Origin of the sequence: Mesorhizobium sp. M0159, from assembly GCF_040322295.1 — a bacterium.
Lineage (GTDB): Bacteria > Pseudomonadota > Alphaproteobacteria > Rhizobiales > Rhizobiaceae > Mesorhizobium.
Map to the genome: position 1 here is coordinate 65,396 of NZ_JAMYTF010000019.1, position 18,901 is coordinate 84,296.

Genomic DNA, 18,901 nt, shown 5'->3' on the forward strand with positions numbered 1-18,901 from the left:
AATTTACTCCGGTTCGGTTCGATTGGTCACTTCACGGCCCCTGCCATCAGGCCGCGGATGTAGAAGCGCTGCAGCAGCAGGAAGAGCACCAGGCACGGCACCATCATCACGGTGACGCCGGCCTGCACGGCGCCCCAGTCGATGGCGCCGAAGCGGCCGGACTGCAGCGCCGTCATCATGATCGGCAGCGTGAATTTCGACTGGTCTGTCATCAGCACCAGCGCCGCCAAAAACTCGTTCCAGGCGCCAAGGAAGGCGAACAGCGCGATGGTGACGATGCCCGGCCAGACCAGCGGCAGCATCACTCTCAACAGCATGGTGACGTTGTTGGCGCCGTCCATGCGCGCGGCCTCCTCGATCTCGCGCGGCACCGCGTCGAAGGCGTTGCGCATCATGAAGATCGAGAACGGCAGCTGCAGCGTGACGTAGACGCAGACCAGCCCGGTCAGCGTGTTGTGCAGGCCGATCTTGGTCAGCACCAGGAAGATCGGCGTCAGGATCGACTGGAACGGGATCATGATCGTCGACAGGATGACGACGAACAGCAGGTTCTTCAGCGGAAAGCGGAAGCGCGAGAAGCCGTAGCCGGCGAGCACGCTGACGATCACCGACAACACCACCGTCATCACCGAGACGTAGATGCTGTTTTGCGCCGGCAGCCACAGGCCGTCGCCGAAGGTGTTGAGCGTGGCGTAGTTCTCGAGCGAAAAGCCGGTCGTCGGCCAGGGCGGCAGCGGCGGCTGGCGCGCCTCCTGCGCCGGCTTGAAGCCCGAAAGCACCGTCCAGGCGATCGGCGCCAGGAACAGTATGGACGCGACGATGCCGGTCGAGTGCTCGGCGATCTGCATGCCGATGCGGCGTTTGCGGCTCCTTGCCTGCGCCATCAGTCGATCCCTTCCGGATTGCGCAGCAACCGCAGCTGGATCAGGCTGAGCGCCACCAGGATGACCAGCAGGACCATCGACAGTGCCGCGCCATAGCCGAGCTTGAACGACACGAAGGACTGGTTGAAGATCCAGTAGACGGCGGTCAGCGTCTGGTTGCGCGGCCCGCCGCGCAGGATGATGTAGAACTGGTCGAAGGCGAGGATCGAGCCGGCCACCGACAGGATCAGCGCCAGCGCCAGCGTGCGGCGCATCAAGGGCAAGGTAATCGCCCGGAACCGCGCGAATGGCCCTGCCCCGTCGATCATCGCCGCTTCCTGCAGATCCGGCGGGATCGATTGCAGGCCGGTCATCAGGATGATCATGGTGAAGCCCGCCACTTTCCACACCACCATGGCGATGATCGACCAGAAGGCCGGCTGGAAGGTCGCCAGCAGGTTGAATTTCTTCTCGGTCAGGCCAAGCTCGAAGGCGGCCGGGCTGAACAGGCCGGAATCGACATTGAGCAGCCATGACCACAAAAGGCTGGCCGAGGCGAAGCCGATGACCGCCGGCATGAAGAAGGACGTGCGGTAGAAGCCGGTCAGCTGCCGCGGCCTTTCGATGAACAGCGCCAGCGGAAAGGCGACGGCGAAGATCGCGATCGTCACCACCACCGTATAGTAGCCGGTGAACTTCAGCGCGTTCCAGAAGCGGGTGTCGCGCAGGATCGCCCAGTAATTGTCGAGCCCGATAAAGCTGTGCGCGCCCATCAGCGGCCAGTTGTGCAGCGACATCCAGGCGGTCATGCAAAGCGGCACGATGAAGAAGACGACGACCAGCGCGACGGCCGGCGCGACATAGAGCAGGCCGATCCACTGCCGGCGGCCGGCGCCGACCAGTTTGTATGCGCGCGCTGGCGCGGCGGTGGTTGCTGTGATGGTGGTCATGCCGTGGTCTTCCGTTAGCGCTACGTCCCCCTCCCCCTTGAGGGGAGGGTCCGGCCGAAGGCCGGGGGTGGGGTCCTCTGCGAAGTGCGCCGACATCAAAAGAGCGTCGAGCACTGCCGCAACGACCCCACCCGGACCTTCGGTCCGACCTCCCCTCGAGGGGGAGGTTAAGGGGCTGCGGGGGTGGGGTCTTCTGCGAAGTGCGCCGACAGGAACGTCGAGCACTGCCGCAACGACCCCACCCGGACCTTCGGTCCGACCTCCCCTCGAGGGGGAGGTGGGCGCCGGCGCTTTACTTCTGCGGCGCCGAATCGATGATCGACTGCATGGTCTCCTGCGCATTGGCGATGGCGCCGTCGACGTCTTCGCCGAAGAAGACCTCGTTCATCATCTGGTTCCACGGACCGTTGGCCGAGTTGATCAGGTCGTTGAACACCACCGAATAGGGCGTGCGGCCCTTGGCCATGGCTTCGGCGGCGACCTTGTAGCGCGGGTCGAGGTCTTTCAGCGCCTCATTGGCGATGTCGCCGCGCACCGGCAGGCTGCCGTATTTCGCCAGGATGGTCTGGCCCTCGAGCGAATAGGCGAAGTCGAGGAACTCCTTCACCACCGCGACCTTGGTGGTGCCCTTGGTGACGACGAAATTGTCGCCGCCGGCAAACGACGACCAGCCGCCATCCTTGCCGGGCAGGAAGGTGATGCCATAGTCGATATCGGGATATTGCGTGTTCAACGCGCCGATGGCGAAGGCGCCGGACGGCGAGATGCCGATATTGCCGGTGGCGAAGGCGGCAAAGAAGTTGGAGCCGGTGTCGGTCTGCGCGCCTGAAGGCACCAGGTCCTTCTTGACCATCGACCGGTAGAGGTCGATGGCGCCGCGCATCTGCGGCGTGTCCAGCGTCGCCTTGGAGCCGTCCTCCGTCAGGATGTCGCCGCCCGAGGCCCAGATCAGCGGCGTGAAGGTGAAGATGTTGCAGCCGCCGCAATTGCCGGAGAAGTAGAAGCCCTTGATATCGCCGCCGAGCGCATTGACCTTTTCGGCGTCGGCTTCGATCTCGGCCCAGTTCGTCGGGCCCTTTTCCGGGTCGAGGCCGGCCTGCTTGAACAGCTTCTTGTTCCAGATCAGCACCGAGGAATCCGCCGAGAATGGCAGCCCGTAGATGCGGCCCTTATAGGTGCCGGTCTTGACATGCGCCGGCGACAGGCTGGCGAAATAAGGCAGCGATTTCGCCCAGTCGGTGATGTCTTCCAGCTGGCCGGCAGCGGCGAAGGACGGCGTGTAGATCAGGTCGAGCGACAGCGCATCGGGCGCCGTGCCTCCGGCGGCCGCGGCGCCGTATTTCGGGATGATTTCGGCATTGGGGATGATGTCCAGCTTGATCTGGTTCTGATGCCCCTTGTTGAAGGCATCGACGATGCGCGGCATGAAGTTCGAGCCGTCGGCGCGAACCCAGATGTTGGCGGTGTCGGCGGCGGCCGAGCCGGCCGTTGCCAGCGTGCCCAAAATGCTCGCGGCGATGGCGAGCCCGGTAATGGTGGTTCTCATGCTTCTCCTCCACATGGTTTTAATTTAGCGTTTTAATTTAGCCGCGCTCCCAAGCGGGTGACTATCGACACGGCCCGTTTCGTTCAGCCGTCCGGCGGACGGCCGCATGACTGACGCACCACCAGCCGGCACGGCAGTTTTCTGATGCCCGGCAAAGCGGGTTTACCGCCGACGAGCGAAAGCAGGGCAAGGCCGGCCTCGCGCCCGAGCGCGGCCAGGTTCATGTCGACGGAGGTCAGCGGCGGGCGGGTCGCCTCGGCGACGATCTGCCAGTTGTCGAAACCGATGACGCCGACCTCGTCCGGCACGCCGATACCGCGCTCGCGCAAGGCGTCGATGACGCCGCGCGCGATCTGGTCGTTGCCGCAGAAGACGGCATCGGGCCGCTCCCGCGTGCCGTCGAACCCCTCGCCGTCGAACAGCTTCCTCACCGCCTCGTGGCCCCAGGCCTCCGACCACGGGCCGAGCAGCGGCTCCATGACCGGCAGGCCGTTCTCGGCCAGCACCTCGCGATAGGCCTCGGCGCGGGCATGCACCACGGCAAAGCTCGCGGGACCGCTGACATGGGCGATGCGCCGCCGCCCGAGCCGGCAGAAATGCTCGACCGCCAGCCGCGCGCCGCCGGCATCATCAGACACAAAAGCGATGGCGCCGGGATCGGGCTGGGTAAAAGCGTAGATCGCCGGAATGCCGAGATTGGCGAGGTCGACCGGCAGATGGCGGTCGATGCGCTTGCCGGTGGCGATGATGCCGTCGACGCGCTTGTCGAGCATGGCATCGACATGCAGCTGGGCAAGGCGCGGGTCGTCCTCGACATTGCACAGGAACACCGAGACGCCGGCATCGACCAGCGCATCGGAAACGCCGGCCATCAGCGGCAGCGAAAACCGGCCATAGGTGTCGTTGGTCAAAAGGCCGACGGTAAAGGAGCGCCGCCGCAACAGGCTCTGCGCCAGGCTGTTCGGGCGAAAGCCAAGCCGCTGCGCCGTCTCGCGAATGCGCGTCCGCGTCTCAGCCGTCATCCGCCCCTGCCCGTTCAGCGCCTTTGAGGCCGTGGCCACGCTGACGCCGGCAAGCGCTGCCACCTCACGAAGGGTGACGGGCTGCTTGACGGGCGTTGGCTGCGCATCGGACGCCATGATTTGGATTTCGATCCTCCCATTGAGAAAAGCTTTTCTCTTATGGCCCCTGCGGGCGCTGAATGGTGGGGTCAGCGGCTGCGGGGCGATTTGGGAAAAGGTTTTCTCAGGGGGAGATTAGGACGAAGGACGTGGGGATGGCAAGGGGGAATGGCCTGGTTGTTCGGGCAGGCAACTGCGAATGTCTACCCTAGGTCCACGACGGGCACCGCGATCGAATAATCGCGGTGCCGCAGTCTACCCGCTGAGCTAGCAGTTCTCAGTCTGTGGATCGCACGCCTTGTTTTTCTGTTTCTGTGGCTTGGGCTTGACCGCCTGCTCGGGCTCGGCCTGCTGCTGCTCGGCCGCTGGCTGCTCCTTGGCCTTCCGCTTCTCAGGCTTGGAAGCCTGCTCCGGCTCAGCCTGCTGCTGCTCGGCAGCGGGCTGCTTCTTGGCCTTCCGCTTCTCAGGCTTGGCCGTCTGTTCGGGCTCGGCCTGCTGCTGCTCGGCGGCGGGCTGCTTCTTGGCCTTCGGCTTCTCAGGCTTGGCCGCCTGTTCCGGCTCGGCCTGCTGCTGCTTGGCGGCGGGCTGCTCCTTGGCCTTCGGCTTCTCAGGCTTGGCCGCCTTGCCGGGCTCGGCCTGCTGCTGCTCGGTGGCCGGCTGCTCCTTGGCCTTCGGCTTCTCAGGCTTGGCCGCCTTTTCGGGCTCGGCCTGCTGCGGCTCGGCGACGGGCTGCTCGCCGACCTTCGGCTTCTCAGGCTTGGCGGTTTCTTCGGGCTTGGCCTGCTCGGTCGTTGCTGCGCCTTCGGTCGGCTTCGATTTGCGGCCCGCCTGAACCTGCTTCACCTCCTCGATGTCTTTGAGCTTAGCTGGTTTGGCATCGGCATCGGCTTTCACCTCACCTTCAAACACCGTGACCGTATCGTTTTCCAATTTGCCGGACTGCTCGGGCGCGTCGGTCTTGCTGACCTTGACGGCAGTCACCTCCTGCTTCGTCTCCTTCTCGATCACATCAACATCAATGACTTTGTTGATCACCACATCGTTCTGGATCGTCACGTCGCCGGCCGGCTCGGCCGCCTCGACGATGCGCACAAACTCCGGCTCATCACGGATAACGACGGTGGAAATGTCCGCAGCAAGGAATTCGCGGGTGGGGACCACAACCCAGTAATAATCCGGCGTCGTGTCGAAGGTCACCTCGATCGAAATCAAATCCGGATCGCGGCGCGGCGGCAGCGGAGCCCAAATCATGTGCTCCCTGTCACGACGCCAACTCACCCATGCCGGCGCCCAACGAGTGCCCGGAACCCAGTACCAGCCGATATCGTCGGCATAGCCCCACCGGCCGTAATGGTACGTCGCCCAGCCGAATGGCTCGTCGGATATCCACAGCCAGCCATACTGCTCGGTATAGGCCCAGTGTCCAACGGTATACGGACGCCAACCGTCAGGTACATCAACCGGCACGAAAACGGTCGCTCCGTGATACGAGACCCAATCACCATAGGAAGACAGGTCTTCGTAGAACGTGCTGATCGAAACGGTGGTGGCAGCCCTTGCCACGGACACAAGCGACAATGGCGCAATTGGGTTGGGAATCTCGACGACCGTGAGCAGGCAGGCGGTTACACCGCCGAGCATCAGTCGCATCGCATGTTGGGCAAGGACGCGTTTCATCGTAATCTTCCTCCGAAACAGATCGCCCTTCATCCTACAAACCCGCCGGCTGCCGGATTGTTCCGCTTTGCTGACGTCACGCGCATCCCCTCCCGCAACGGCTTGGCATCGCACGATGATATTTGGGATCAGAGTTGCTTAATGAGGGCGGTGACCGTCACAAATGCGCGCCGAAGGCGCGGCGATAAGTGGTTGGTCAGCGGGCCCGACGGTAAAGGAGCCGCCGCAACAGGCTCTGCGCCAGGCTGTTCGGGCGAAAGCCAAGCCGCTACGCCGTCTCGCGAATACGGGTCCGCGTCTCGGCCGTCATCCGCCCCTGCCCGTTCAGCGCTTTCGAGGCCGTGGCGACACTGACGCCGGCGGCGGCGGCCACCTCGCGCAGGGTGATGGGCTTAGTGAAGGCTGGGGCTGGCGGGGTGTCGGAAGCCATTTGGCGCGGCGGGTCCCTTCGAGTTGGGAAAAGCTTTTCTCTTATGGGCCTGCCGGGCGCCAACGGGAAAGGTCAGCGATGGCTGGATGATTGAGAAAAGGTTTTCTCAAGGGGAGGTTAGGGGAAGGTAGGGGGAAGGCAAGAGGGCTGATGGCCTTAACGACTGAGTTACTCGATGCTGTGCGTGCGATAAGTCACCATGGGCTTCCATCCTTCGAAAGCCCGGCTTCCAAGTCAATTCTGCTTGTTCATCCTGTCCGGTCCGAGGGGCGCACTCCAGGTATGGGTCATTTGGAAACGCACGTTGTACCGATAGGGAAAGCCCTAGCAAAGCGCCGCGCCATTTTTCACGCAGCGTGTCGCACAACGCCCGCGCCATCCGTCCTCCGCCAAAGGGAGCCCGCCATGCGAAAACTCATCGTCACCGAATTCATCAGCGTCGATGGCATCGCCGAGGTCGAGAAGCTGCCGGGCGTGACCTGGAACGATGAGATGCAAAAATTCAAGGAGGACGAACTTGCCGACAGCGGCGCCACGCATCTGGGGCGCACGACCTATGAGATTTTCGCCGGCTCGTGGCCCAAGGAGACCGGAGACTTCGCCGACCGCTTCAACGCGCTGCCGAAATATATCGCCTCGACGAGCTTGACGCCGCGCGCATCGGGGCGTCTTCCGCGACTGATGCGATCGAGTTGGCAGCACCAGGCGGAAGGCGGAAGGTTCTGATCCGCCCTTTCTTGCTGCTGCGGTAGAAGACGTCTTGATTCAGCCAAAAGCCCAAATTGCTGGATTTGGCAGCCCAGGAAGTATAGGCTTGGTTTTTGGTTCAAGCGACGGAACAGAGACTAGCCGCAATTCTGGCTGCCGATATGGCGGGCTACAGTCGGCTAATGGAGGCCGACGAATCCGGCACGCTCGCACGTCTTCGGACCCATCGCATAGAACTGGTCGATCCCGCCATCGCGAAGAATAAGGGCCGGATCATCAAGACCACCGGAGACGGCATGCTCGTTGAGTTCCAGAGCGTGACCGATGCCGTGAAATGCGCCGTGGAAATCCAACAGCGCATGAAACGGCGCAATTCGGATGTGCCGCAAGAACGGCGTATCGAATTCAGGATCGGCATAAATCTCGGCGACATTATTTTCGACGATGAGGATATCTTCGGCGACGGCGTCAATATTGCCTCGCGCATCGAGCAACTCGCCGACGTCGGCGGTATCTGCGTGACCGCAGCGGTGGCGACCCAAATTGCCGACCGTCTCGAAATTGCCATGGAGGACCTGGGCGAGAAGACGTTGAAGAACATCAGCCGCCCGGTTCGCCTCTATCGCGTTGGGTTTGATAGTTCTGTCCTGCCGGAAGTCGAGGCAAAGCGATCCATCTCGAAACCTTCGATAGTGGTGCTGCCATTCACCAACATGAGCGGCGACCCCGAGCAGGAATTTTTCGCGGACGGACTGACCGAGGACATCATCACCGAACTGTCCCGCCACCATGAGCTGTTCGTCATCTCGCGCAATTCCAGCTTCGTCTACAAGAACCGCGCCGTGAATGTGCGCGAGGTGGCCGAGAAACTCACCGTCCAATACCTGGTGGAGGGAAGCGTCCGCAAGATTGGCGACAGGGTGCGCGTGACGGTTCAGCTCATCGACACGGCGAATGACGCTCATATTTGGGCAGACAAATATGACCGGAAGCTGGACGACATATTCGCGATTCAGGATGAGGTGACCGCGGCGATCGCAGCCACGCTGCCCGGTCGTGTCGAGGCGGCTCAGCGGGACCAGCTCGCGCGGGCGAAACCTGCAAACATGGCCGCGTATGAATGTGTGCTTGCTGCCAAGGTGCTGCATCACCGAAGCACGATTGCGGATAATGAACGCGCGCAAACCTTGATAGAAAGGGCCGTCGCGCTCGACCCCGATTATGCCCATGCCCATGCCTGGCGGGCCTGCATTCTTGGCCAGGCCTGGGTCCATAACTGGTGCGAAGACAGGGATGCCGTCTGGAACAACATTATGGCGGCGCTGGACAGGGCGCTGGCGCTGGACAACAACGATGCCGATGTCCACCGCATTCTCGCGGCAGTGAACGTGAACAACAATGAGCTGACCACTGCGCGCTACCATCAAGAGCGGGCGCTGGCCCTCAATCCCAATTACGATCTCGTGGTGGTGCAGCAAGGCGAGTTATTGACGTGGCTCGGGAGGCCGGAAGAGGGAATTGAATGGATCCGCAAAGCAATGCAGTTGAACCCGCACCACCCTGAGAGGTTCTGGAGCCATCTGGGAAAGGCGCATTTCGCCGCGCGCCAGTATGGCGAGGCGATCGAAGCTTTCATGCATCTGTCAACCATGGACTCGGCTCAGCACGCTTTCGCCGCTGCCTGCTACGGCTGGCTCGGCGACGAAATCGCGGCCGCCGCGCATCTAGGCAAGATCAGAACGCTCGATCCCCAATTCGACCTCGACTCATTCATCGCCACCCTGCACTTTGCCCAGGAGCCTGATGTGCAGCACGTCCGCGAAGGACTGCTGAAAGCCGGTATTGCCAACCTGTAGCCAGCCCGTGACTCGCACGATCGGCGATAACCTGTTGGACCTTGGTCACAGCGAAATAGCTACGGCTCTCTTCTACCTTGCTGGGCTCATAGTAGATGATCCAGTCGCCGACGTATGCTTCGACGTGGCGCAGATACTGGTCAGGAAACTGGTATTGCTCAGCGGGGCGGTCATTGTAGATCGAATCTGAACAGGGAAAGTCCTCCCCCTGAAAAGGCGCCGCGCTAGTTGACGGTGCAGTTCGCACAAGACCCACACGGCCGTCCCGACAGAAGGAACCCGCCATGAGAAAACTCATCATCACCGAATTCATCAGCGTCGATGGCATTGCCGAAGTCGAGAAGCTGCCGAGCGTGGCCTGGAACGATGAGATGCAAAAGTTCAAGGACGACGAGCTTGCCGACAGCGGCGCCATGCTGTTGGGGCGCACGACCTATGAGATTTTTGCCGGCTCGTGGCCCAAGGAGACCGGAGACTTCGCCGACCGGTTCAACGCGCTGCCGAAATATGTCGCCTCGACCAGCTTGCAGGCGCTCGACTGGCAGCCGGCCGAGCTGCTGCAGGGCGCGTTGCCGGAAGCGGTCAGAGGGCTGAAGCAAGGCAGCGGCGGCAACATCTATGTGCATGGCAGCCTCAGCGTCGCGCAGGAATTGCTGCGCCACGGCCTGGTCGACCGCATCAGGCTGCTCAGCTACCCCGGTGCCGTCGGCCAGGGCAAGCTGCTGTTCCCGCCCGGCGCGCAATTGCCGCTCGAGCTGATCTCGGCCAGGCAATTCAGCAACGGCGTGGTGGCGCTGGAGTATGCGGCTGGAATGGGGTGATGAGCCAATCTCCCCCCTTGAGGGGGAGATGCCCGGCAGGGCAGAGGGGGGCGTCTCGCGTAATGCGCAAACCCCACCAACGCAAGAGGCAGGCCGCGCCCGGTCGAACCGCCCCCCTCTGGCCTGCCGGCCATCTCCCCCTCAAGGGGGGAGATCGCAGCTTCGCCCATCAGCGCCCCCGCCCGCCTGCCTCCAGCTTCTGCTCGGCCGCGATCAGCATCTCGACAAACCTCGTCACCTTGGGCGGGCGGAAGCGGGCGGCGGGGTAGACTGTGTAGATGCCGCCGGAGGGCAGCCGCCACTCGGGCAGGATCTGCACCAGCCGCCCGGCGGCCAGTTCGTCCCGCACCAAAAAGTCCGGCAGCACCGACAGGCCGGCGCCGGCGCGGACCGCTGCCAGCACTGCCGGCGTTGCGTCGATGGCGATCGTTGCCTGCATGCGCACGGCCTGCTGCTCGTCATCGCCGCGCGAAAATTGCCATAGCAGCGGTTCGCGCAGCGCCATGTTGGCGACGAAGGGCAGCCCGGCGAGGTCTTGCGGTTCGCCGGCGGTGAACCGGCCTGCAAAGCCGGCGCCGCATACCATGAATTGTTGGAAGGTGCCGATGCGCCGGGCCTGCAGGCTGGAGTCGGCCAGCCAGCCGACGCGGATGGCCACGTCGATGTGGCCGGAAACCAGGTCGATCGTCTCGTCGCCCAGCGTCAACTCCACCCGGCAGGCGGGATAGCGCGCGCTGAAGGCGGCGACCACCGGCACCACCGCCGATGTGCCGTAGTCGTTGGACGCGGCGATGCGCAGCGTGCCAGTCGGCTCGGCGGTGGCCTGCGCGAGCTCGTCGAATGCATCCTCGGCCTGCTGCAGGACCTGCAGGCAGCGGGCATGGAACGTTCGGCCGGCCTCGGTCGGATGGACGCGCCGCGTCGTGCGGATCAGCAGCGTCGTTCCGACATCGCGCTCCAGCCGCGCCACCTGCTGGCTGACCACCGCCTTGGTGATGCCCAGCCGCTCGGCGGCCCGCGTGAACGAGCCGGCATCGACCACCGCCACGAAATAGGCCAGCCGGTTCAGGTTCATGCTTCGCTCATGGCAGAGGCAGTCTCATTGTCAGGCAATGGCATACATTACGTCTATTTTGTCGGCCTTCAATACGCATTCCGCTTTTGCCATCTTGCGGGCATCGAGGCCGCCGAATTCCGGATCCCAGGAGACATCCATGTTCACACGGAGAAGCATCATGAAAACCACCCTCGCCGCCGGCGCTGCCGCGGTCTTTGCTCCCGCCGGGCTTGGCCATGCGGCCGGCGGGCTTTCCTGGAAACATTTCCCCGCCGGGCAAAACGGCTTCTTCCGCGCCCCGGTGCTGGTCTCCGGCGCCACCGAAGCCGTGCTGATCGACGGCGGTTTCACCTACCCCGACGGCCGGGCCGTGGCCGAGGCGATCAAGGCGACCGGCAAGACGCTCACCACCATCTATGTCAGCCAGTCCGACCCGGACTATTATTTCGGCCTCAAGCCGATCAAGCAGGCGTTCCCGCAGGCACGGGTGATCGCCGCAGCCGAGACGGTGGCCGCCATCAACGGCAATGTCGAAAAGAAGCTCGCCGTCTGGGGGCCGCAGCTCAAGGAGAATGGCCCGCAGGCGCTGGCCGACATCGTCATCCCCGAAGCGTTCGACGGCCAGACGCTCAGCGTCGATGGCGAGAGCATCGAGATCGTCGGCGCGGAAGGCCTCGCCAACCGGCGCTATCTCTTCGTGCCGTCGCTGAATGCGGTGTTCGGCGGGGTGATGATCTTTGCCGGCGTGCATGTCTGGACCGCCGACACGCCGACCAGAGAACTGCGCGCCGCCTGGCTCGCCAATCTCGAAAAGATCGCGGCGCGCAAGCCGGCAATCGTCGTGCCCGGGCACATGACGCCTGAGGCCGCTACGGACCTTTCAGGCGTCGAGCACACCAAGACCTATCTCATCGCCTTCGAGGAAGAACTGGCCAAGGCCAAGGACGCGGCCGCACTGAAGAGCGCCATGGAAGCCCGCTTCCCCGGCCTCGGCATGGGCGTCGCGCTCGACATCGGCTCCAAGGTTGCCACCGGCGAGATGAAGTGGGGCTGAGACGGGCGCCAATCGCGAGCTGATCCGCGCCACTTACGAAGGATACGCTCATGGTCCAGCGGGCGCTGACGCCGGACGCTTGATTACGGTTATCCGCCGAGACGGTTCGTGCGCTTGCTGGCTTCGGCCTTGGCGCGGGCCTCGACCGCCTTCTCGATCTCGCGCTTCAGCTCGTCCTTGATCGCCACCGTCTCGGCCATCAGCGCCTCGACCTTCATGAAATCGAGCACCCGGTATTTCGACACCGCCGGCCTGATCAATATGTCGGGCCGGCTCTGGTTCAGCTTGCTGGCGATGATCGACTGCATCATCAGCTGCGTGGCGCCGAACATCAGGTCGACGGAGGTCGGAAATTTGCGGCCGGCCTCGGTTGGCGCGCCGACCACGTCGACGGCGATGATGATGTCGGCGTCGAGCTCGATCAGGTCGAACGGCACGGGATTGTAGATGCCGCCGTCGATCAGCAGCCTGCCGTCACGCATCACCGGACGGAACACCGCCGGGATCGCCGCCGAAGCGGCCAGCGCCGAATGCAGCTCGCCTTCGTCGAACACGGCGAGCTGGTGGCCATAAAAGTCCGTTGCCGTCACCTTCAGCGGTATCTTCAATTCGGCGAAGGTTTCGGGAATGGCGTCGGGCAGGAACGCCTTGAGGATGCGCTCGACATTGAACTGGCTGACCCGCAAGCCGCCCTGCAACGCTTCGGCAAAAGTGCCGGGCCGCGCCCGCCACATGCGCGTCGCCACTTCGGCGCGGCGGCCGAGGATCGAGCGCGTATAGTCGTGGATGTCCTTGCCGGTCATGCCCGAAGCCATGCCGGCGCCCATGATGGCGCCGATCGACGAGCCGGCGATTGCTGCCGGCCTTATGCCCAGCTCGTCCAGCGCCTCGATGACATGGATATGCGCCAGCCCACGCGCCCCGCCGCCGCCAAAGGCGATGCCGAAGCTAGGGCTCATCCCTTGTTGGCCGCGCCGAGCTTCGGCCCGACCACCATGACGGCCGGCTCGGCGGAGAGCAGCTTTTTCGCCACCGCTTTCACCTGGTCCAACGTCACCGCGTTTATCAGGGCGGCGCGGCGCTGCATGTAGTCGATGCCGAGCTTGCCGAGCTGAATCTCGAGCAGCGTTGAGGCGATCGCGCCGGAGGAATTCAGATTGTTGATGGCATAGGCGCCGATCATGTATTTCTTGGTCGCCGCCAGCTCGGCTTCGGTCGGCCCCTCCTCGGCCATGCGCTTGACCACGTCGCGCACCACGGCCAGCGTCTCGGCCGCCCTATCGGCGCGGGTCGAGGTGGTGATGGACAGCGCCTCGGAATGCTGGTGGTCGACGAGGTCGGAGCTGACGCTGTAGGCCAAGCCGCGCTTCTCGCGCACCTCGTCGAACAGCCGCGAGGTGAAGGTGCCGCCGCCGAGGATCTCGTTCATCAGCACCGCGGCGAAGAAATCCGGTGCATTCCGCTTCACGCCGGGATAGGCGAGTTGCAGCGAGGCCTGCGGCTGGTCGTAAACGACCTCGAGCTGCTGGCCGAGCTTCAGGTCGATGTCGGGAACGGGCGTAAGCGCCTGCTTTTCCGGCAGGCTGCCGAACACCAGGTCGAGCTTCTGCTTCAGCGTCTCGGCGTCGATGGCGCCGACCACCGCGACATGCAGGCCGTCACGGGCGAAACTTGCCTTGTGGAAGGCGCTGAGATCGGCCGGCGTAATCGTCGCGATGCTTTGCCTGGTGCCCTGGTCGGGCCGCGCATAGGGATGCGTGCCGTAGATCGCGTCCAGCCATTTGCGTTGGGCGAGCGTATCGGGATCGCGCTCGTTGGCGATGATGCCGGACAGGATCTGCGCGCGGATGCGGTCGATCGGCACCTGGTCGAAGCGCGGCTGGTTGACCGCCACCCGCAACAGGTCGAAGGCGCCGTCGCGCTGCTCGGCCAGCATGCGCATCGAGCCGTAGATGCCGTCGCGCTGCGCATCGAAGCTCATCTCGGCGCCGACATCGTCAAGCTTGATCTGGAAGGCCTCGCTGTCGAGGTTGCCGGCACCTTCGTCGAACAGGCCGCTCATCAGATTGGCAAGCCCTTCCTTGCCGGGCGGATCCTGCGTCGCGCCGCCATCGAAAACGAAGCGGATAGCGACGATCGGCACCGAATAATCCTCCACCAGCCAGGCGGTGATGCCCTTCGACGAGGTCACCTCCTGGATGTTCACGGCGGCGCGAGCGGAAAGCGCCGGCAGGATGACAAAGAGAAGGGAGAGGAACAGGGTTGCTAGAAGAGGGCCGGCGTGCGGGCGCTTCCCTTCTCCCCTTGTGGGAGAAGGGGAGGAGCCCACGAGGGGAGAAGGCAGAGCGGGACCATGCTGGCTCATCATCAAATCAATTCCCAGCTTGGGTTTGCGGCAGAAGATAGCCGGTCGTTGCGTGGTCGAGATTGAGATAGCGGGCAGCGACCGCCTTGACCTGGTCGGCGGTGACCTTGCGGATGCGGTCCGGCCATTGCTGGACGTTCTGGACGTTACCGCCTGTGGCGAGCGTCGAGCCGTAGATGTTGGCCATGTCCTCCTGCTTGTCGCGGGCAAAGATCATCGAGCGTACGAAACGGTCCTTGGATTTTTCCAGCTCGTCGCTGGTGACGCCGTCTTTCGCGATGCGGGCGATCTCGGCGTCGACCGCGGCCTCGATGTCGGCAAGCTTGGCATCGCCGCGCGGCGCGCCGTAGACGGTGAAATTGGTGTCGTCGAGCATGGTGCCCTGGAAGAAGGCGCCGGCCTCGGCGGCGATGCCTTGCCTGACGACAAGCTCCTGGTAGAGCCGGCTGCGGTTGCCGCCGCCGAGGATTTCGGACAGCACGTCGAGCGCTTCGGCTTCGCCGGGCTTTGCCGTGTGATAGGACGGAACCACCCATTGCGTGGTAAAGCTCGGCACGCTGACGCGCCCGTCGGTCAGCGTCACCGTGCGCCTGGTGTTCTGCTCGGGCTCGACGGGGCGGATGCGCGGCGGCAAGTCCGGGCCGCGCGCGATCTTGCCATAGGTCTTTTCGGCCAGCGCCTTGACCGTTTTCGGCTCGACATCGCCGGCCACCACCAGCACGGCGTTATTGGGTGTATAATATTTGTTGTAGAAGGCCATCGCGTCGGTGCGGTTCAGCTTCTCCATCTCCTGCATCCAGCCGATGACCGGAATGCGGTACGGCTGGTTCTGCCACAGCGTGGCGTCGATCTCCTCGTCGAGCACCGCCTGCGGATTGCTATCGATGCGCGAGCGGCGCTCCTCGAGGATGACGTCGCGCTCGGTTTTGATGACGTCGTCGTTGAGGATGAGATTGCGCATGCGGTCGGCCTCGAAGCCCATCATCTCACCGAGCGCCTGAGGCACCACCGTCTCGTGAAAGGCGGTGTAGTCGTAGGAGGTGAAGGCGTTGTCCGAACCGCCGATGGCGGCGACGGCACGGTCGAGCTCGCCCGCCGCATGGTTGCTGGTCGCCTTGAACATCAGATGCTCGAAGAAATGGGCAATGCCGGACTTGCCCGGCGGCTCGTCGGCGCTGCCGATCTTGTACCAGACCATATGGGTGACGATGGGGGCGCGGTGATCGGGGATGACGACGACCTCCATGCCATTGTCGAGCAGGAAATCGGTGACGACGCCATCGTCAGGATTGTTATCCGCCAGAGCCGGCGCGGCCATCACCAGAGCCAGTCCCAAGAGCGTTCCGCGCAGCCATTCAGCCTGAAATGTCATAGATGGCTCCGGTTTGTAGTGGGACGATAGGCGGGGTTGCTGGTCGAGGCAAAACGAATTGTTCGTCATTTTGAAGGCGCCATCGTGGAAGCCGAACTCAGGCGGCCTCGATGAACCGGATGACCGTCTCGCCATAGTTGCGCTCGTCGACAACCGAAAAGCCCGACCCTGCCTCGAACGGCGCCGCCGCCGCTTCCTCGACGACGCAGAGCGCGCCGGGGGCGAGCCAGCCGCCTGCTTTGGCCGAGCGCAAGGCGCGTTCGCCAAGGCCTTTGCCATAGGGCGGATCGGCAAAGACCATGCCGAATGCGGCGATGGTGCCCGCCTCGCCCAAGCCCGTCGCGTCGCGGCGGAAAATCTTGGTGCGGCCGGTGAGGCCGAAGGCCTCGACATTGGTGCGGATCAGGCCGCGCCCTTCGGCGGATTCCTCGATGAAGACAGCGTAGGAGGCGCCGCGCGACAGCGCTTCGAGGCCGAACGCGCCGGTGCCGGCGAACAGGTCGAGCACGCGCGCGCCGTCCAGTCTTTCGGGAAAGCGATGCGCCAGCACGTTGAAGACCGCCTCACGCGTGCGGTCGGTGGTCGGGCGGATGGCAAAGGTGCGGGGCGTCGCCAGCGGACGCCCGCGAAACTCACCGCCGACGATCCGCATTGCTTCCTTTCGGGCCGCCGCGCGGCCGGTCGCCACCGCCATCCGGTCGCTCGCCGCGCGGTTTGCCGAACGGCTTTGCACCGCCGCCTTGCGGCTTGCCGCCGGGCTTGCCGTAAGACGGCTTGAACGATGCCTTGCGCGCCTTGTTTTCTGCCGCCTTGGCGGCGTCTGCCTCCGCCCTGCCCTTGCCGATCGGCCGTGCGCCCGGCGCCATCCAGACATTGGCCTTGCGCTGGCCCGGCGGCTCGATCGGCCGCTGCTCGCGTTCGGATTTTTTCCCACCGAAGCCGCCACGAGGCTTGTCGCCACGGGGTTTGTCCCCGAAGTCGCTGCGTTCAGGTCTGGGGCCACGCTCGCCAAAGCTCTTTTTTGGCCCAAAGCTCCTGTCAGGGCTTGTCGACAGCTTGCCGAGCGCTTCGTCGCGGCTGCCCTCGCGCCGCTTGCGGTTCTTGATCAGGCCGCCCTCGCCGATCGGCCGGCGTTCGCCGTCGCGGGTGAATTTCGGCCGCTCGGGCTCCTCCTCGCGCTCACGCCTGACCGGCTTGTTGGAAAACGGCTTGGCGATATCGGCATCGAAATTGGCGCCGGACTCTTCGACCAGGCGCTCGCCGAGCTGGTCGCGCAGCACGCGGCCCTTGATCTCCAGCACATGGCCTTCCGGTAAATCGTCGAGCTGGAACGGCCCGTAGGAAATACGGATCAGCCGCGTCACGTCGAGACCGAGCGCGCCCAGGATGTTCCTGACCTCGCGGTTCTTGCCTTCGCGCAGGCCGAGTGTCAGCCAGGCGTTCGAGCCCTGCTCGCGGTCGAGCGTCGCTTCGATGGCGCCGTAAAAGACGCCGTCGACGGCAATGCCTTCGCGCAGGCCGGCAAGCGCGCTTTCCTCGACCTTGCCGTGGACGCGCACGCGGTAGCGTCGCAACCAGCCGGTCGCCGGCAGTTCGAGCACGCGCGACAGGCCGCCATCATTGGTGAGCAGCAGCAGGCCTTCGGTGTTGATGTCGAGCCGGCCGATGGTCATCAGCCGCGGCAGCCCGGGCGGCAGCACGTCGAAGACGGTCTTGCGGCCTTCGGGATCGCGGTTTGTCGTGACCACGCCGGCCGGCTTGTGGAACAGGAACAGCCTGGTGCGCTCGATCGGCGGGATCTCCATGCCGTCGAGATGGATGATGTCGCCGGGCATGACGTTGAAGGCCGGCGAGGACAACACCTTGCCATTGACCTTGACGCGGCCGGCCGCAATCAGTTCCTCGGCGTCGCGGCGCGAGGCCAGGCCGGCACGCGCCAGCCGCTTGGCAATGCGTTCGCCGGCTTCTTCCGTTGCCTCGACGCGACGCGGGCGCGGCTTGAAGCCGCCTTCCGATGCCACCTGTGCCCTTTGTGCCCCTTGCGGTCGATCGCCGCCAAAATCACGCTTGGGACGGTCGAAGCGCCTCTCGCCGCGCTCGCTTTCGGCAGCTGCTGGCCGGTCGCCGCGCGGTGCGTAAGGCTTGCGCGGACCTTCGCGCTTTTCATAAGGCGTGCCCTCCGGACGCGGCCCTTTGCTGAACGGCCTGTCGCCGCCTTTGAAGTCGCGCTTCGGCCGCTCGCCTTCGGCAGCTGCCGGCCGGTCGCCGCGCGGCGCATAAGGCTTGCGTGGACCCTCGCGCTGTTCATAAGGCTTGCCTTCCGGACGCGGCCCTTTGCTGAACGGCCTGTCGCCGCCTTTGAAGTCGCGCTTCGGCCGTTCGCCTTCGGCCGCCGCCGGCCGGTCGCCGCGCGGAGCGTAAGGTTTTTTGGCGCCGAAGGGCGGCTTGCCGCCCTTGCCGGGAGCGCCATCGCGACCACGCGGCCCCCCCGGCTTCGGGCCGGCCTTGCGCGGGAATTTCTTGTTTTTGTCGTCCATGTGGCCTTTGCTCGTTTGCGCGGGTAGTAACAGGATCGCGCTCTAGTGGCGAGGAGATAATCGGAATGGAAACCGCGTGAAGCGGCAGGATTTCATGGCCCTGGCGCTGAAAGAAGCCGAAGCCGCCGCCCAGCGTGGCGAAGTGCCGGTTGGCGCGGTCGTCGTCGGCGGCGATACGGTCGTTGCGAGTGCCGGCAACCGCACCCGCGAGTTCGCCGATCCGACCGCCCATGCCGAGATGCTGGCGATCCGCGAGGCCTGCCGCAAGCTTTCCAGCGAGCGGCTCAGCGGCCACGATCTCTATGTGACGCTGGAGCCGTGCGCCATGTGTGCCGGCGCCATCTCCTTCGCCAGGCTGCGCCGGCTTTATTTCGGCGCTGCCGACGAGAAGGGCGGCGCAGTGGTCAACGGCGTTCGCTTCTTCACTTCACCGACCTGCCACCATGTGCCCGACATCTATCCGGGCATGGCCGAGAACGCTGCAGCAGCATTGCTGAAGGACTTTTTTCGCGAGCGACGCGGACCCTGATTTTCTGGTCCGGCA

The 18,901-nt window shown here is 64.3% G+C and carries 17 protein-coding genes and 2 pseudogenes; 5 read left to right on the top strand and 14 right to left on the bottom strand.

Annotated features, from left to right (window positions below; all coding sequences use genetic code 11):
- Positions 1-26 precede the first annotated feature (26 nt).
- The 6 genes and pseudogenes from NKJ32_RS19160 to NKJ32_RS19185 all read right to left on the bottom strand — a co-directional run.
- Positions 27-884 (bottom strand): carbohydrate ABC transporter permease, encoded by an 858-nt coding sequence (locus NKJ32_RS19160; RefSeq protein ID WP_352828488.1) that lies wholly within the window; start codon positions 882-884, stop codon positions 27-29.
- Positions 884-1,813 carry a carbohydrate ABC transporter permease gene (locus tag NKJ32_RS19165; RefSeq protein WP_352828490.1) on the bottom strand — a complete coding sequence of 310 codons (930 nt, stop codon included), beginning with the start codon at positions 1,811-1,813 and terminating at the stop codon, positions 884-886. The genes NKJ32_RS19160 and NKJ32_RS19165 overlap by 1 nt, the downstream gene beginning before the upstream one ends.
- A 292-nt stretch (positions 1,814-2,105) precedes the next feature.
- Complete coding sequence (locus NKJ32_RS19170) at positions 2,106-3,359, bottom strand: ABC transporter substrate-binding protein (RefSeq protein WP_352685507.1); 1,254 nt, start codon at positions 3,357-3,359, stop codon at positions 2,106-2,108.
- Positions 3,360-3,442: 83 nt separating this feature from the next.
- Complete coding sequence (locus NKJ32_RS19175; protein ID WP_352828494.1) at positions 3,443-4,498, bottom strand: LacI family DNA-binding transcriptional regulator; 1,056 nt, start codon at positions 4,496-4,498, stop codon at positions 3,443-3,445.
- A gap of 249 nt (positions 4,499-4,747) precedes the next feature.
- Positions 4,748-6,190 (bottom strand): DUF6600 domain-containing protein, encoded by a 1,443-nt coding sequence (locus NKJ32_RS19180; protein WP_352828496.1) that lies wholly within the window; start codon positions 6,188-6,190, stop codon positions 4,748-4,750.
- Between the two features lie 171 nt (positions 6,191-6,361).
- A pseudogene (locus NKJ32_RS19185) lies at positions 6,362-6,587 on the bottom strand (LacI family DNA-binding transcriptional regulator); the annotation flags it as partial.
- Positions 6,588-6,992: 405 nt separating this feature from the next.
- Here NKJ32_RS19185 and NKJ32_RS19190 point away from each other — a divergent pair.
- Together NKJ32_RS19190 and NKJ32_RS19195 are read left to right on the top strand one after the other, a co-directional pair.
- Positions 6,993-7,313, top strand: a complete 321-nt coding sequence (locus NKJ32_RS19190) for a dihydrofolate reductase family protein (protein ID WP_352828499.1) — start codon at positions 6,993-6,995, stop codon at positions 7,311-7,313.
- A gap of 95 nt (positions 7,314-7,408) precedes the next feature.
- A complete protein-coding gene (locus NKJ32_RS19195) occupies positions 7,409-9,151 on the top strand; it encodes an adenylate/guanylate cyclase domain-containing protein (RefSeq protein WP_352828501.1) in 1,743 nt (580 codons plus the stop codon).
- A gap of 1 nt (position 9,152) precedes the next feature.
- Here the strand turns inward: NKJ32_RS19195 and NKJ32_RS19200 are convergent.
- Positions 9,153-9,398, bottom strand: a pseudogene (locus NKJ32_RS19200) (hypothetical protein); the annotation flags it as partial.
- 37 nt (positions 9,399-9,435) lie between these two features.
- Between NKJ32_RS19200 and NKJ32_RS19205 the strand changes: the two are divergent.
- The gene (locus NKJ32_RS19205; protein WP_352828504.1) at positions 9,436-9,972 is read left to right on the top strand and encodes a dihydrofolate reductase family protein; all 537 of its coding nucleotides are present in this window, start codon (positions 9,436-9,438) and stop codon (positions 9,970-9,972) included.
- 169 nt (positions 9,973-10,141) lie between these two features.
- On the opposite strand, the gene NKJ32_RS19210 is transcribed toward NKJ32_RS19205, so the two are convergent.
- Both NKJ32_RS19210 and NKJ32_RS19215 read right to left on the bottom strand, forming a co-directional pair.
- Positions 10,142-11,047 carry a LysR family transcriptional regulator gene (locus NKJ32_RS19210; protein ID WP_352828507.1) on the bottom strand — a complete coding sequence of 302 codons (906 nt, stop codon included), beginning with the start codon at positions 11,045-11,047 and terminating at the stop codon, positions 10,142-10,144.
- Between the two features lie 30 nt (positions 11,048-11,077).
- A complete protein-coding gene (locus NKJ32_RS19215; protein WP_023674354.1) occupies positions 11,078-11,209 on the bottom strand; it encodes a hypothetical protein in 132 nt (43 codons plus the stop codon).
- Between NKJ32_RS19215 and NKJ32_RS19220 the strand changes: the two genes are divergently transcribed.
- Positions 11,187-12,083, top strand: a complete 897-nt coding sequence (locus tag NKJ32_RS19220) for an MBL fold metallo-hydrolase (protein ID WP_352828510.1) — start codon at positions 11,187-11,189, stop codon at positions 12,081-12,083. The two genes, NKJ32_RS19215 and NKJ32_RS19220, sit on opposite strands and share 23 nt — an antisense overlap.
- Before the next feature lie 89 nt (positions 12,084-12,172).
- On the opposite strand, the gene NKJ32_RS19225 is transcribed toward NKJ32_RS19220, so the two are convergent.
- The 5 genes from NKJ32_RS19225 to NKJ32_RS19245 all read right to left on the bottom strand — a co-directional run bounded on the left by NKJ32_RS19225 (position 12,173) and on the right by NKJ32_RS19245 (position 18,357).
- The gene (locus tag NKJ32_RS19225) at positions 12,173-13,042 is read right to left on the bottom strand and encodes a patatin-like phospholipase family protein (protein ID WP_352569779.1); all 870 of its coding nucleotides are present in this window, start codon (positions 13,040-13,042) and stop codon (positions 12,173-12,175) included.
- Positions 13,039-14,289: a M16 family metallopeptidase gene (locus NKJ32_RS19230; protein ID WP_502896677.1), complete on the bottom strand. Its 1,251-nt coding sequence runs from the start codon at positions 14,287-14,289 to the stop codon at positions 13,039-13,041. The genes NKJ32_RS19225 and NKJ32_RS19230 overlap by 4 nt, the downstream gene beginning before the upstream one ends.
- A gap of 166 nt (positions 14,290-14,455) precedes the next feature.
- Positions 14,456-15,820 (bottom strand): M16 family metallopeptidase, encoded by a 1,365-nt coding sequence (locus NKJ32_RS19235; protein WP_352569777.1) that lies wholly within the window; start codon positions 15,818-15,820, stop codon positions 14,456-14,458.
- Between the two features lie 97 nt (positions 15,821-15,917).
- Positions 15,918-16,472, bottom strand: a complete 555-nt coding sequence (gene rsmD, locus NKJ32_RS19240; protein ID WP_352569776.1) for a 16S rRNA (guanine(966)-N(2))-methyltransferase RsmD — start codon at positions 16,470-16,472, stop codon at positions 15,918-15,920.
- Positions 16,453-18,357 carry a pseudouridine synthase gene (locus NKJ32_RS19245; RefSeq protein WP_352569775.1) on the bottom strand — a complete coding sequence of 635 codons (1,905 nt, stop codon included), beginning with the start codon at positions 18,355-18,357 and terminating at the stop codon, positions 16,453-16,455. The genes rsmD and NKJ32_RS19245 overlap by 20 nt, the downstream gene beginning before the upstream one ends.
- Before the next feature lie 76 nt (positions 18,358-18,433).
- Here NKJ32_RS19245 and NKJ32_RS19250 point away from each other — a divergent pair, with 76 nt between their 5' ends.
- Entirely contained in the window at positions 18,434-18,886 is a 453-nt protein-coding gene (locus NKJ32_RS19250; protein WP_352479909.1) for a nucleoside deaminase, read from the top strand.
- Positions 18,887-18,901 lie beyond the last annotated feature (15 nt).